Raw genomic sequence first — 13,609 nt, 5'->3', positions numbered from 1 at the left:
TATCACGGCGTCATTCGCCGGGCCGGTGATATCGCCGGTGGTGTCGATTTGCGACAACGCCTATTGGGCCGGTCTCGGTGCCAGAGTTGCCGGTGTGACTGAAACCCGCGTCAGACCATTGCGCGGCGGCCGGTCAGCGCGTAGGACGGCGGCTGACGGCATCAGCTGAACTCTCAGAAATCAGGTACCGCCGGTACGCGTAGCCGACCATTCGGCTGGGTACGGGTTCAGTGAACGGCTGTCCACACAACGGATGACGCACCTGCCGCGGGAGGAGCTGCTGATGCCAGAAGTCGAACTTCACCATGACGGTCACCCTCAATATCGCCGGATGGTCCGATTCGACTGGTCGGATACGCCGCTGCACTGGGTGCCCGGCGACCCGTTCTCCACGCACATGATGAATGTTTTGCATCTGTTGCTGCCCGAGGGGGAGCGGCACTTCATCAAAGCCGTTCTCGAAGCGTCGTCACTCGTCGACGACCCGGAGTTGGAGGCGGCCATCAAACCGTTCATCCAGCAGGAGTCCTGGCACGCCTGGGCGCACCAGGTGGTCCTGGACCATCTGGCCGAACAGGGCATCGACACCAAGGCGTACACCGACAGGTTGGGCAAGACGTTGTCATGGACGCTCGGTGATCCGCCCAAGCTCTTGCCGCCGCCGCTGCGGCGCTGGTGGCTTTACCGGCGTCTGGCCGACGTGGCCGCGTTGGAGCATTTCACGGCGATGTTGGGCCAATGGGTGTTGACGAACCGCGGACTCGACTATGCGCGCACCGACCCGATGATGCTCGATTTGCTGCGCTGGCACGGCGCCGAGGAGGTTGAGCATCGCTCGCTGGTCTACGACGTCTACCAAAACGTCTCTGGCAGTTACTTAATCAGGGCTTTTTCGATGTTGATGACGGCACCGCTGTTCATCGGCTGGTGGATCGCCGGAGCGCGTTATCTGATGGCCCAGGATCCGACCATCGACACCAAATGGACCTGGCGGCAGTGGCGGCGGGCTGCACGCGAATACCGGCTGCCGAGCCCCTGGACGCTACTCGTGACCGTGCCCATCCGGTATCTGCGGCCCAGCCATCATCCGAATAGCGAGGCGTCAACGCAGATGGCGATCGATTACCTGAACTATTCGCCGGCCGCCAAAGCCGCCCGCGAGCGGGCGCAGTCGAAGGAGACCTCAGCCGGTCAATCCCGAAAGGTCGAGGCGCGATGAAGGTTTCGGTGGATCTGGACACCTGCGACGGAAACGGCGTCTGCATGAGCATCTGTCACGAGGTGTTCGATGTACGAGAAGACGGACTTCATTTGCTTCAGGAGGAGCCGGATGCGCAGCTGCGTCAGCAATTGATCGGCGCCGCCGTGTCGTGTCCCACGCAGGCGATCACGGTCAAGGACTGACGATGCCGAGTGCTCAGCTGAGAAAAGTTGTCGTCGTTGGCGCGGGGGTGGCCGGGACGCGAGCGGCCGAGACCTTGCGACAGGAGGGCTTTGAGGGTGACCTGACGGTCGTCGGTGCCGAGCGGCATGCCCCCTACCATCGGCCACCTTTGTCGAAGAAACTCCTCACCGGACAGGTGCAGCGGGCAGGCGTAGATATGGCGCCCCAGTTCGATGTCCGGGCGCGGGTGCTACGAGGCGCCTCGGCGCGCCAGTTGGACACGGCCGCACGAACTCTTCAGGTGCGCGACGGCAACCAGGATCTCTTGTTGCATTTCGACGGGCTGGTAATCGCCAGCGGCGCAGTCCCACGCGAGTGGCCGGACGGCTCTGCCCCCGATGGTGTTCTGGTGCTTCGCACCGTCGAAGACTGTCTGGCCATCCGGGAACGGTTGGGCAAGAATGCGCAGGTAGTCGTGGTGGGCGGCGGGTTCATCGGTGCGGAGGTCGCCGCCAGTTGCCGATCACTCGGGCTGCAGGTGACCCTGATCGAAAAGGCCACCAGTCCGCTGCTGGCCGCCTTGGGTAAGGAGTTGGCGCCACGTTGGGCCGGTCTGCATCGAGAGCATGGGGTGGACGTGCGAGTCGGCATTGGCGTCGACGAATTCGTTGGCAACGGACAGGTGAAAGCCGTTCGCCTGACCGATGGTTCGCAAGTTCCCGCCGACGTGGTCATCGTCGGCCTGGGGGTCACTCCGGCGACCGACTGGCTGAGCGGATCCGGATTGAACGTGGACGATGGCGTGGTTTGTGACGCCACCGGCACAGTCGACGGTGGCACCGATATCGTCGCCGTCGGCGACGTCGCACGCTGGTGGCACCCCCTGTATGAGCGGCATCTGCGGATCGAGCACTGGGACCACGCGGCGGGTCAGGGTGCAGCAGCGGCCCGGACGTTGCTCGCCGGACCAGAAAGCGCCCAGCCCTACGCCGATGTCCCGTATTTCTGGTCTGATCAGTATGACGTCAAGGTGCAAATGCTCGGCGTGCCAACTCATTACGATGAGATGGCGATCGTCGAGGGTGACCCCGATGGATGGCAGTTCGTCGCCGCATACGGACGTAACGGTCGCACCGTCGCGGCGCTGGGCACTGTGCCGGGCCGCATACATGCCTACCGTGACGCCATCGCGACGCGCGCCGAGTTTCCACCGCGGCGGCCGGACTAGCGTCGGTCGAGCTTTAGCCGCCGCGGGCTTCGACCATCGCCGAGCGGTTGACTTTGGTCGCCGCCGTCCGGGGGATCTGGTCGACGAACTCGACCGTCTTGGGAACTTTGTACGCGGCCAGTCGGGTCTTCGCGTAGGCGATCACGTCTCGCTCGGCCACCGGGGTCGAAGGGTCGGCGAGTTGCACCACCGCGTGCACCCGGCGCCCCCACTCGCGGTCGGAGAGCCCGATTACGACGACGTCCGCAATGCCGTCGTGTTCGGCGAGCGCGCATTCCACTTCGGCAGGAAAGACATTGGCGCCGCCGGTGATGATCATGTCGCTGCGTCGATCGGCGATGTACAGATAACCCTCGGCGTCGAGATAGCCGATGTCGCCCGCCGTCCGGAACCCGTCGGGCGTCGACGGCAGCAGCGGTGCACCGCCCAGATAGTGATATCCGGCGCTCATCGGCGAGCGTAGATAAATCTCACCGAGCTCACCGGGACTCACCGGCTCACCCTGCTGGTTGAGGATACGCACTTCGGTGTCGCGAAAGCCGCGGCCGACGCTACCTTGGTGAGCCAGCCACTCGTCGCCCCGTAATGCGGTGAGCCCCAGGTTTTCTGTCATCCCGTAAGCCATCACGACCTGTTCCGGGCTGAGCAGATCGAACCAGGTGCGCAGCAGCGCGTGCGGCATCACCGCGGCGCCCTGCAGGATCCACGCGATGCTGGAGAGGTCTCGCTGACGTATGTCGGGCAGGGCTGCGATGCGTGACAGCATGGTCGGTGTAGCCGTGAAATTGGTGATGCGATAGTGCTCGATCACCTCCACAACCCTTGCCGCATCGAATTTTTCGAGTACTACCAATCGGTCGCCGCCCAGCAGGTATGTGAGCGGCGAGAATCCGTTGGTGTGATATATGGGCCCGGGCACCAGGATGGTCTGGGGTTGGGCCGTCGGAGTCCACACGGCCAAGAATGGGAACGACGACTCCGGCGTCCAAACACCCTGTGCCAGCGTCAGAATGACTTTGGGCAGACCGGTCGACCCACTGCTGCATATTCCGTTGGCATTCGGGGAGACCACTTCGGGAAGCGGATCGTCGGGCTGATCCGCGGCGTGTGCGGTCAGCGTTTCCTGGGTTTCTTCGTCGACGATGACGGCCGGGCCGATCACCTCCAGCACCCGCGATCGCTCCCAATCGGGCAGATCCCAGCGCATCGGAACCGGAACAGCACCGATCTTCCAGCAGCCCAGCGCAGCCAGTACCAGTTGTTCGGAGTTGGGAATCCCCAGTGCGACAAGCGAACCGACATGCGCGCCGGTCGCCGCCAATGCCCGCCCCCACTGGTTGGCCCGGCCATCCAGTTCCGCGAAGGTCATCGACTGCGCAGTTCCATCGGGCGCGATAATGGTCAGAGCTGTGTCGTCACCCCGTTGTTCGGCGAGCTGCTGAAGCTTGGTGCCGAACGGAATTCCGTCGTCGGGTGGATTGGCGAGCACACCAGACGTTGCGGTCTGCGTGCTCACGTCGCTACCGGCTCGGAGAACAGTGTCTCGAGTCCGCCGTCGCGCACCCCCGGCATCAGCCGCACCGCGAGCACTTCCGTGCTGACCGGCAGCCGGATCAGCGACTGGGTGTGCCGGTCGAGCACGCTGACGTCGGACTCGTCGCAAAAGCCCAGTGCTCCCAGCAACTGGTGTGCGGTGCGCAGCACTTGTCGTGCGGTTTCGGCGGCTTTGAGCCGAAGGATCAATGCATCCGCCGAACGCACTGGTGCCGGAGCGGATTCCGTCCGGCTGATGGTGTACTTGGCCAGTTCATGAAGACCGCGCACCGCGACCGCGGCGTCCGCGATCGTGAACCGGACTGCCTGAAACTCCGCCAGCGGCTTGCCGAACTGCATCCGGGCGACGACGTGTTGCCGGGTGATCTCCAAGGCCTGCTGCAGGGCGCCGACGATGCGCCACGATCCCAGCGTCAGGTGCAGATCGACGTCGGTTGCCGATACCGTGCCGTCGGGGTGGCTCAACGTTGCCGGCACCAGAAAAGGCCCGAGCTTGGCGTCAGTCCGCGTCGACGGCCGCACCTCATAACGCGTGCCATCGAGGTCGGCGGCGATCCAGTCGCCGGCCAGGTCGCCGTGGTCGATGCGCGGCGCTTCGGGGTTCACCAGGGCGAGCCGAGCGCCGTCGATCGCCAGTAGTTCCTCGACCAACGGGTAGGGCAGGGCGGTTGCGCCGGCAGCCTGGCAGAGCACCGCGGCCGCCAGCAGGTCGTCGGAGCAGGAGCGGATGTCGAGGTCGAATGCACCAAGGTCGGACAGTGCCGTGCGGGCGTCCTGCCGTAGCTGGTCCTCGGTCTCGGCCCGCAGCGCGGCCTGCGGGCCACCGAACCGGAGGAGTCGCTTGCTGGCGACCGCGGCGAACTCGGCAATATCGTCTGGCAGAGCGGTTTTCATCGGTGAGCTCCCAAGGTCTCGCGCGCGACCAGCATCCGCTGCACTTCGATCGTTCCGGAAGCCACCGTGGCGGCCTGGGCGTAGCGCCAATGGTCTTCGACGGCTCCGTGCAGCGCCGCCGACGCGCCGCTGTCCAGCGCCGAGGGACCGAGTATGTCGAACAACAGCTCGGCGACCTGCTGGTCGCAGGTGGTGGTCGCGATGCGTGCGGCGCTGGCCGCGGCTCCGGCCGACGGGTCGTCCTGCAACGACACCGCTCGGTAGGCCAGCAGTCGGGCGACCCGTAGGTCGATCAGTGCCCGCACCCAGCGCGTCCGGATCGACTCGGGCAAGGTGTCCCAGTCGTCACCGACCTCGGTTTGCATCCGGTCCAGCAGTGACTCACACCGGGCGTATCGGGCGATGCCGACTCGTTCGAAGGCGAGCGCTTCGCGCATCACCCGCCAACCGTCGCCCAACTCGCCGAGGACGTCGTCGGGGGAGACCTCCACGCCATCAAGAAATACCTCGTTGAGGTGATGAGGCCCGAGCATCGACCGGATCGGCCGCACCGTGATGCCGGGCCGATCCATGGGCACCAGAAACAGGCTGAGCCGCTTGGGTTTCGGGGCGTCCGGATCGGTGCATGCCGCCAACACGCACCAGGACGCCATCTGCGCGTACGACGTCCAGACTTTCTGTCCGGTGATGCGCCAGCCATCACCGTCGGGAAGCGCGCGGGTACGCAGCGATGCGAGGTCGGTGCCGGCCTCCGGCTCGGAAAAACCCTGACACCAGATAACCTCACCGGCGGCGATGGCGGACAGATGCCGATCCTTCTGCTCGGCGGTTCCGTACCGCATCAGCGCGGGCCCGACCCAGTTGATGCCCATGTACTGGGCGCCGCGGGGCTCGTGGTGCGCCCACATCTCCTCGCGCAACACGGTCTGCTGCCATACCGAGCCGCCGCCACCGCCGTGTTCCTTCGGCCAGGCCAGGGCCAGCAGCCCGTCGGAGGCGAGCATCTTGCAAAACGACTCGGTTGTCGCCAGGTCTTTCGGGTCGTCGGTGCAGGCGCCGAGGAAGCCTTCCGGGATATGCGTGGAGATCAAGTCCCGCAAGCGCTTTCTCAGTTCGACAGCATCAGTGCCGAGGTCGTAGTCCATCCTCATCCCTTCGGCAAGCCGAGCAGTCGCTCGGCGATGATGTTTCGTTGGATCTCAGATGTCCCGCCGTAGATGGTCGCCGCAAGGGCGTCCTGGCGTTCGAAGAGTAGATCGGTGTCGTCGATCGAGCGGGGTCCGGCCGCCGCGGCGGAGAGCTCCCAAACCCGCTGCAGTGTAAGCGAACCGAGGAGTTTGAGGATGTCGGCTTCGGGGCTCGGCAGCCCGGCGAGTTCATTGTTCAGCGCGCGATAGCCGGTCGCCCGCAGTGCTTCGGCGTCGGCGAGCAGCGAGCCGAGTTCGGAGAAGACCTCACCGGAGACGTAATCATCCTGGGTGGCTTGGGATTCCCGCACCGAGCTGAGCCCGCGTCGGATCTCGACCCAGTTCATGATCCAAATCATCTGCCGCTCGTGGTTGAGCGACGACATTGCCACCTGCCACCCGCCGTTGACCGGTCCGAGCAAACTGTCGACCGGAACCTCGACATCGTCGAAAATGACTTCGCAGAAGGTTTCGTCGGAGATCGATGCCATCCGGATGGGTTCGACGGTCACCCCGGGGGATTCGAGATCGAGGATGAGGCAAGAGATTCCGCGGTGTTTGGGTGCGTCCGGGTCGGTACGGGCATATAGCGTGCACCATCGTGACTGGTGGGCCTGCGTCGTCCAGATCTTTCTGCCGTTGACCCGGAACAGGTCGCCGTCGCGCACGGCGCGGGTGCGCAGGCCGGCGAAGTCGGATCCGGCTTCCGGCTCGGACATACCCAGCGCCCACCACTCGTCACCGCGCAGCAGCGGGACCAGCAGACGGTCGATCTGCTCGGCGGTGCCGAATTGACGGATCGCCGGCGCGGCAACGCCGGGACCGGCGACGTTGGGCAGCTTGGGCGCCGATCGCATTGCCGCCTCGAGCCGGATCTCCATCGCTTCGGCCAGGCCCAGGGATCGGCCGCCGTGCTCGCGGGACCAGGTCGGCTGCAGCCAGCCCGCCTCGAATGCGGCGCGTTGATGATCCCGGCGAAGTCCGACGTCCCAGCGGTATTCGCGATAGCGCTCGTAGTAGTCGCTCGGCAGAAAGTCCGTCAGCCACGCCCCGTATTCGGCGGGCAGGTCTGCATCGGCGAGGCGCGTCATCCAGCGCTCCCGGCGAACCGGCGTCCCACCGCGTGGTAGAGCGCGCGGCTGTCACCCAGAGTCGAGGCGGCTTGCCACGCGTGCCGCAGATACAGGTGCATGTCGTGTTCCCAGGTCTGCGCCAAGGCGCCGTGGACCTGAACCGCGGTACGCGCGCAACCGACCGCGGCCTCGGCTGCTGCCGCCTTGGCCATCGCCGCGGCGTTCCAGCCCGCGGCGATCGACGTTGCCGGATCGTCGAGGCGGGCTGCCGCGGCGTAGGTCAGACCGCGGGCGCGCTCCAGCGCGACGTAGTTGTCGGCAAGCGCGTGCTTGATGGCCTGGAAGGCGCCGATCGGCTTGCCGAACTGCTGGCGTGTTTTCGCATGCTCGACCGAGCGGGCCAGCGCGGCGCCGGCGACGCCGACCAGGTCGGCGGCCGCGGCGAGCAGCGGCGTCGCCAGCGCCGACTCCAGGTCCACCGGTGCGATGGCGACCGGCTCGGCGTCGACCTCGACATCGGCGACGGGCTGGGCCGGATCGGTGCACTCGCGGTCGTGGAGGGTCACGCCGTCGCCGACGCGTACGACGGCGGCGACCGGCCCGTCGGCTGAGGAGGCCAGCGTGACGATGAGTTCGGCACGGGGGAGGCCGGGCACCGCGACCGCCTGTCCCTGCACGCGTCCGCCCTGCAGCGTCATCGGCACTGCTGGTAGTCGATAGCCCGGCGGGTGAACGGCCAGTGCAGCCACGACACCGCCGCCGATGTCGGTCAGCACATCGTCAACGGCGGGACCGGCCAGGCGCAGCAAACCCGCAGCCAGACCCACGCTGGCCAGCAACGGAACGGGAGCGAGCGCCGCACCACACTCCTCGAGGACCACGGTGAGATCCATCCGGCCGAAGGAGCCGTCGCTGTCGGCGGCGGGCACGGCGAGTTCGGTCCAGCCGAGACCGACGACCGTCTTCCACACGGTGCGCCAGCGCTCCGGATCGGTCATCGCCTGCCGGGCGACCGCCGTCGGGCACTCGGCACGCAAGACGTCACGCACGCTGTCACGCAGCGCCAACTGACCCGAATTCAGTCCGACGTCCATAAGGCCCCTAACATAATAAAAATAGTAAACTAGCGCGACAAACGTCAATCGCGGCGGCGTCGTCACCTGAGCGATCCGAATGGTGGTGGGTAATGGCCGAGTGGTACCTCTTCCTGCCGCAAGTGAGGGTGCCGTTAGCCGACATCGTCGAGCGGGCACGTTACGCCGAAGCCAGCGGATTCACCGGGATAGCATTCATCGACCACCTCGAAGCGCCGGGGCTGCCAAACGAAAACATCTGGGAGGCAATGAGCGTCGCCACCTGGGTGGCCGCAAAGACGGAGCGTTTACGGATCGGTCACCTGGTGCTCTGTGACGCCTTTCGCCATCCGGCGGTGCTGGCCAAACAGGCTGTTACGTTGTCGGAAGCGTCGGGGGGTAGGTTCGAACTCGGCCTCGGGTCCGGCTCGTGGCCCGCGGAATTCACCAGATTCGATGTCGGGCAACAAGATCCGGTGGCCCGGGTCAAACAGCTCGAAAGCCATCTCGACTTGATCAGCCAGTACTGGGGATACGGCGAGGATGCCGGCCGCGGCCAGTCGCCGCTTCCCACCCATCCCATCCCCCTGATCCTCGGTGGGACGGGCCGGCGGATGATGGAACTTGTTCGCAGATACGCGGATTGGTGGAACATACCGGCCAACCACATCGACAGGCTGACCGAGTTGGCCCCGGCCACCGGGTCAGCGCGGGTGTCGGTTCAGCAGATGGTCGGTTTCATTCGCAATGGCAGCGATCCGAACAAGGTGCGTGAGGTGAGCGCGCGACGCTTCGGCAATCTCGGATCGGGCCTGGTTTGTGGCGACTCCGACGAATTGTCCGGACATTTCAGCAATTTGTCCGGTCAAGGTGTGGAGCGGTTCTACGTCTGGTTCGCCGATTTCGCCGCACCGGAATCGCTGCACGAATTCGGCGAAACGGTGATCAAAACTTTCCCGCACTAGCGCTCGGTCATGGGCGCTGGGCGGCACGGCGGCGAGCCTCGTCGGGCACCACCGGCTCGTGTGCGAACGGCCCGCGCCGCACCGCGTTCAGCCGGATCTCCGGCAGATCCACCGACGGGTCCACGGTGTCGAGCCACGCGACGGCCTCGGCCACATCGGAGACCTGAATCGCATACATCTCGAATGGAACATCTTGCAGCATCTCGGTTTCCACCGGTCCTGGCGTCACGATGTGGACCGCGATGCCGTCGCGGTCGACTTCAAGAGCCAGCGCACGGGCAAAAGCGTTCATCCCGGCCTTCGACGCCGAGTAGGCGGTGCGGGCCATCATCGGTTCATGTGCCGCAGAGGACGAGATGAACACCAGCCGGGAGCCGGCGCGCATCTTCGGTAGCGCCGCGGCGGTCAGCACGAAGCAGGAGTCCAGGTTTGCCGAAATGATCGTCTGCCACTGCTCGAATGTCTGCTTGCGCGCGTAGGTCCCGCCGAGCGTGCCCGCTGCGTGCACAACGAGATCGATGGTCTCCAGTGGGCGGATCGCCTCTGCGAAGCCGCTCGGGTCGGAGGCATCCGCGACGATGTACCGCGCCCCGATCTCGTCTGCCGCGGCACGCAGTGGATCGACTCGGCGCGCCGAAAGCACTACGTCGTAACCCAGTTCGGACAGTTTGGCGGCGCAGGCCTTGCCGATGCCGCCACTGCCACCGGTCACCAGTGCCGTTCTCACGCGTGCCAGACCGGTCGACCTACAGATGGCGGTTGTCGCGCGGGCGAGACAACGCCTGTGGCGACAAGGCATAGATCCGATGGTCGGGCCCGGCGGCCAGCACGTGGCTCTGGGTGTCCGACAGATGCCGGGCAGCTACCCGGCGCGCTCGCTCGACGTCGCCCGCCTCGATCATCTCGGCCATCTTGATGTGCGTGTTGAGCACGGCGCGACGTTTGGTCAACGACGGGTAGGTACCCTTGGCCGCGCTCTCGTCAGCCCACTGCTGCTCGTGGCTGGTCCACAGCGTTTCCAGGGTGCCGACGACAGCGATGATCGTTTTGTTGCCGCAGCCACGCACGATGGAATCGTGGAATCTACGGCCGATTTCGGTGAATTCCGGTCCGTCTTCCAAATGGACGGCCATCGCGTTGTTGATCTCTTTGAGCTCGGGCACGATGGTGTCGGCACGGTCGGCCCGCTGCGCCGCCAGCGCCGCGCAGGCGGGTTCGAGCTCCAGCAATGCCGTCCCGAGGTCGGCAACGACAACCGACTCACTCTGCAGCATCAGGCCCAACATGTAGGCCGCGCTGGTCTTCGCGGGAGCGTGCACGATCGCGCCGCCCCGGTTGCCGCGCCGAACCGAGACCAGCCCTTCGGTCTCCAGAATTCGCAACGCCTCTCGCAACGAAACGAGGCTGACGTTGAACTGCTCGACGAGCACCTCCTGGCGGGGCAGCAGATCGCCATCGGCCAACTCGCCGTCGACGATCTGGCGCCGCAGCTCGTCAGCGACGATCTCGGCGATCCGCGGCGCCGACAACCGGCGTCGGGCCGCGGGACCAATTCCCAGCGCAGTCATCTGATTGTTGCAGCGGTACGGCCGGACGGAGCCACAGCCGCCGCACCCGCGAACTCCATATACGTAATCTTAGCAGTAATGGCATAATAGCCGCGCTAGAACAACAAACCGACGAACGTAGACGGATACAGCTTGAGCAACGGGCCCGACAGCCGACCGACACCGCTGGAGGACGTCCGGGTTGTCGAGATCAGCGACCGCATCGCCGGCAGTTACTGCGGCAAGCTGTTGGTCGACGCCGGGGCCGATGTCAGGAAAATCGAACCGCTGCAAGGCGATTGGCTGCGACGCTTCAGCGCAACCGGATCCACTGTGCCGGACGGGACGGACTCACCCTTGTTCGGTTATCTCAATGCCGGCAAGCGCAGCCTGACCTGGCCGGCTGCCGACCTCAGCTCCGAGATCGCCGGTGCCGACATCATCGTCGTGACCGCCACTCGGTCGCAGGCGTCCGCGATGGGTATCGACCCACAGCAGTTGGTGGCGGAGTTTCCGCGGGCGGTCATCGTCACGATCTCCGACTTCGGCTGGACCGGCCCGTATGCCGATCGTGCCGCCAGCGAGTTCACCCTGCAGGCCTGGTCTGGCTTGACCGGCTTCCGCGGCGACCCGGCCGGACCGCCGATCGCGATCGGCGGCGACCTCGGTGAGTACATGGGCGGGGTGTTCGCCGCGTTCGGTGCGCTGGCCGTGCGCCGCCGCGTCGAGCAGGGCGGACCGGGCGAACATCTGGATCTGTCCATGCTCGAAGCAATCACGCTGATGCAAAGCGGCGAATGGCTGCACTCTCACCTGCTGCAGGCGCCGCCGGTCTGGCGCACCATCGAGGTGCCGTCGATCGAGCCGGCTAAAGACGGCTACATCGGGATCACCATGGTCACCGGCCAGCAGTGGCTGGACTTCGCGGCGATGGTCGACCGCCCCGAGCTGACCGAGATTCCGCAGCTGAGTTTTCAGATCGGGCGTTGGCAATACCGCAACTTCATCCGGGAACAGATCCGGCCGTGGCTGGCTGAACGCACCGTCGACGAAGTCGTCGAGCTCGGACAGCTGTTCAGGTTGCCGATCGCGGCGTTGGGCAACGGCGCGACGATCCGCGACACGGCCTATGCCGCCGAACGCGAAGCGTTCGTGCGCAACCCGGCGGGCTTTCACCAGCCCCGCACCCCATGGCTGATGTCGCGATGCAAACCCGCATCGCTGCGCGGCGCACCTGCGCTGGGCGAGGCCGACGACACCGCGCCGTGGTCCGCACGGGACTACGGCGTCCCGCCATCAGGTACCCGGTTGCCGCTCAAGGGCATTCGTATCGTCGACTTGACCGCGTTTTGGGCCGGACCCGCCGCCACCCATCTGCTCGCGGCATTCGGCGCCGACGTCGTCAAGGTCGAGTCGATCCAGCGGCCCGACGGCATCCGGTATTCGGGCGGCATGCGAAGAGATGTCGAGGACTGGTGGGAATACGGCTGGGTGTTCCACGCCATGAACACCAACAAGCGCTCAGTGACTTTGGATTTGGGCTCGGACGATGGGCGTCGCCTGTTCAACGACTTGGTCGCCGACGCCGACGTCGTGATCGAGAATTTCTCCCCGCGGGTGATGGACCACTTCGAGCTCACTGCGGAGGCCTTGCTTGAGCTCAATCCCCGACTGGTCATCGCCCGGATGCCGGCGTTCGGGCTGGACGGCCCGTGGCGGGACCGAGTCGGTTTCGCGCCGACCATGGAGCAGATCGCAGGCCTGGCCTGGGTCACCGGGTTGGCGGACGGTCCGCCGGTCCCGCCGCGCGGGGCATGCGACCCACTGGCCGGTGTGCACGCGGCATTCGTCGTGACGGCGGCGCTGTGCTTTGCCGATCGCACCGGAGCAGGTCAGCTCGTCGAGCTGCCGATGATCGAGACGGTCTTGAACGTCACCGCCATCCAGCCGATGGAAGCCGAGGTATTCGGTGTCACGCTGAGCCGCCGGGGCAATCGCGGACACGGTTCTGCCGTGCAGAACCTGTACCGCTGCGCGGGCGACGACGACTGGATCGCGGTCACGGTGCGCACCGACGATCAGTGGCAGGCATTGGTCGACCTGATGGGCCGGCCGTCGTGGGTCGACGATCGGTTCGGCACCGTCGCCGGGCGGCAAGCGCGGGCCGATGAGATCGACCGTCGGCTGCAGGACTGGTTCGGCGGCCAGGATCTGCCAGCCGCGGTGGATGACCTCGCCGCCGTGTGTATTCCGGTCGCGCCGGTTGTCTCGCCGTCGCTGGTGACCGAAAACTCTCAGCTCAACGACCGCGGTTTCCTGGAAACCCTCGACCATCCGCGCACCGGCCGGGGCCGCTACCCACGTCCGCCGTTCGCCCCGCTCGCCGGACAGCGCAGCTGGCTGATGCGTCCGCCGCCGACCCTGGGTGAGCACAACGACGAGGTGTTGCGCGATATCTGCGGGCTCACCGACCAAGAACTCGCCCGCCTGGCGTCTGCCGGGGTGATCGGCACCCGGCCCAAAGGGCTGTGAGAGTAAGGAGCAATCGATGCGAGTAATCGTCGACGAGACGTTGTGTGAGGCCAACGGGTTCTGCGAATCGTTGGCGCCCGACATCTTCGAGATCGGGAAGTCCGACGTGGTGCACGTCGCCGACGGCGAGGTGCCGGAGCATTTGAAGATCGACGTGGCGGCCGCGGTCGAC

General features: G+C 65.9%; 13 protein-coding genes. 6 read left to right on the top strand and 7 right to left on the bottom strand.

The features are described 5' to 3' along the window. Positions 1-283: 283 nt before the first annotated feature. From VGG53_RS11075 to VGG53_RS11065, 3 genes are read left to right on the top strand one after another with little or no spacing between them, the layout of a single operon-like run. Positions 284-1,219, top strand: coding sequence for a metal-dependent hydrolase (locus VGG53_RS11075; protein ID WP_331518105.1), 936 nt, complete (start codon positions 284-286; stop codon positions 1,217-1,219). Positions 1,220-1,227: 8 nt separating this feature from the next. Continuing rightward, complete coding sequence (locus tag VGG53_RS11070) at positions 1,228-1,404, top strand: ferredoxin (protein WP_331518104.1); 177 nt, start codon at positions 1,228-1,230, stop codon at positions 1,402-1,404. Between the two features lie 2 nt (positions 1,405-1,406). Next, entirely contained in the window at positions 1,407-2,612 is a 1,206-nt protein-coding gene (locus tag VGG53_RS11065) for an FAD/NAD(P)-binding oxidoreductase (protein ID WP_331518103.1), read from the top strand. 13 nt (positions 2,613-2,625) lie between these two features. Here the strand turns inward: VGG53_RS11065 and VGG53_RS11060 are convergent, their stop codons facing one another. Genes VGG53_RS11060 through VGG53_RS11040 form a run of 5 tightly spaced genes read right to left on the bottom strand, consistent with a single transcriptional unit; the run spans position 2,626 to position 8,414 of the window. Continuing rightward, the gene (locus VGG53_RS11060) at positions 2,626-4,128 is read right to left on the bottom strand and encodes a class I adenylate-forming enzyme family protein (protein WP_331518102.1); all 1,503 of its coding nucleotides are present in this window, start codon (positions 4,126-4,128) and stop codon (positions 2,626-2,628) included. Further along, complete coding sequence (locus tag VGG53_RS11055) at positions 4,125-5,060, bottom strand: acyl-CoA dehydrogenase family protein (protein ID WP_331518101.1); 936 nt, start codon at positions 5,058-5,060, stop codon at positions 4,125-4,127. Before VGG53_RS11055 ends, VGG53_RS11060 begins: the two co-directional genes overlap by 4 nt. Continuing rightward, complete coding sequence (locus VGG53_RS11050) at positions 5,057-6,205, bottom strand: acyl-CoA dehydrogenase family protein (RefSeq protein WP_331518100.1); 1,149 nt, start codon at positions 6,203-6,205, stop codon at positions 5,057-5,059. The genes VGG53_RS11055 and VGG53_RS11050 overlap by 4 nt, the downstream gene beginning before the upstream one ends. Before the next feature lie 2 nt (positions 6,206-6,207). Then, complete coding sequence (locus VGG53_RS11045) at positions 6,208-7,338, bottom strand: acyl-CoA dehydrogenase family protein (protein WP_331518099.1); 1,131 nt, start codon at positions 7,336-7,338, stop codon at positions 6,208-6,210. Then, positions 7,335-8,414 (bottom strand): acyl-CoA dehydrogenase family protein, encoded by a 1,080-nt coding sequence (locus VGG53_RS11040; RefSeq protein ID WP_331518098.1) that lies wholly within the window; start codon positions 8,412-8,414, stop codon positions 7,335-7,337. Before VGG53_RS11040 ends, VGG53_RS11045 begins: the two co-directional genes overlap by 4 nt. A 92-nt stretch (positions 8,415-8,506) precedes the next feature. On the opposite strand from VGG53_RS11040, the gene VGG53_RS11035 reads away from it, so the two are divergent. Then, the gene (locus tag VGG53_RS11035) at positions 8,507-9,358 is read left to right on the top strand and encodes an LLM class flavin-dependent oxidoreductase (RefSeq protein ID WP_331518097.1); all 852 of its coding nucleotides are present in this window, start codon (positions 8,507-8,509) and stop codon (positions 9,356-9,358) included. 7 nt (positions 9,359-9,365) lie between these two features. Here VGG53_RS11035 and VGG53_RS11030 read toward each other — a convergent pair whose 3' ends face one another. Together VGG53_RS11030 and VGG53_RS11025 are read right to left on the bottom strand one after the other, a co-directional pair. Further along, a complete protein-coding gene (locus VGG53_RS11030; RefSeq protein WP_331518096.1) occupies positions 9,366-10,085 on the bottom strand; it encodes an SDR family oxidoreductase in 720 nt (239 codons plus the stop codon). A gap of 19 nt (positions 10,086-10,104) precedes the next feature. Continuing rightward, the gene (locus VGG53_RS11025) at positions 10,105-10,926 is read right to left on the bottom strand and encodes a FadR/GntR family transcriptional regulator (protein WP_331518095.1); all 822 of its coding nucleotides are present in this window, start codon (positions 10,924-10,926) and stop codon (positions 10,105-10,107) included. A gap of 132 nt (positions 10,927-11,058) precedes the next feature. Here VGG53_RS11025 and VGG53_RS11020 point away from each other — a divergent pair, with 132 nt between their 5' ends. After that, positions 11,059-13,437, top strand: a complete 2,379-nt coding sequence (locus VGG53_RS11020; protein ID WP_331518094.1) for a CoA transferase — start codon at positions 11,059-11,061, stop codon at positions 13,435-13,437. 16 nt (positions 13,438-13,453) lie between these two features. Beyond that, positions 13,454-13,609 (top strand): ferredoxin (locus VGG53_RS11015; RefSeq protein WP_331518106.1); only part of this gene is annotated, 156 nt, incomplete at its 3' end.

The organism is Mycobacterium sp., assembly GCF_036490025.1.
Classification (GTDB): domain Bacteria; phylum Actinomycetota; class Actinomycetes; order Mycobacteriales; family Mycobacteriaceae; genus Mycobacterium.
This window is presented reverse-complemented; position numbering and strand designations above follow the sequence as displayed.

Excerpts from the sequence above, each read along its gene's own strand:
- VGG53_RS11045 (WP_331518099.1), bottom strand. The coding sequence starts at position 7,338 with ATGACGCGCCTCGCCGATGCAGACCTGCCCGCCGAATACGGGGCGTGG.
- VGG53_RS11025 (WP_331518095.1), bottom strand. The coding sequence starts at position 10,926 with ATGACTGCGCTGGGAATTGGTCCCGCGGCCCGACGCCGGTTGTCGGCG.
- VGG53_RS11055 (WP_331518101.1), bottom strand. The coding sequence starts at position 5,060 with ATGAAAACCGCTCTGCCAGACGATATTGCCGAGTTCGCCGCGGTCGCC.
- VGG53_RS11075 (WP_331518105.1), top strand. The coding sequence starts at position 284 with ATGCCAGAAGTCGAACTTCACCATGACGGTCACCCTCAATATCGCCGG.
- VGG53_RS11035 (WP_331518097.1), top strand. The coding sequence starts at position 8,507 with ATGGCCGAGTGGTACCTCTTCCTGCCGCAAGTGAGGGTGCCGTTAGCC.
- VGG53_RS11050 (WP_331518100.1), bottom strand. The coding sequence starts at position 6,205 with ATGGACTACGACCTCGGCACTGATGCTGTCGAACTGAGAAAGCGCTTG.
- VGG53_RS11065 (WP_331518103.1), top strand. The coding sequence starts at position 1,407 with ATGCCGAGTGCTCAGCTGAGAAAAGTTGTCGTCGTTGGCGCGGGGGTG.
- VGG53_RS11040 (WP_331518098.1), bottom strand. The coding sequence starts at position 8,414 with ATGGACGTCGGACTGAATTCGGGTCAGTTGGCGCTGCGTGACAGCGTG.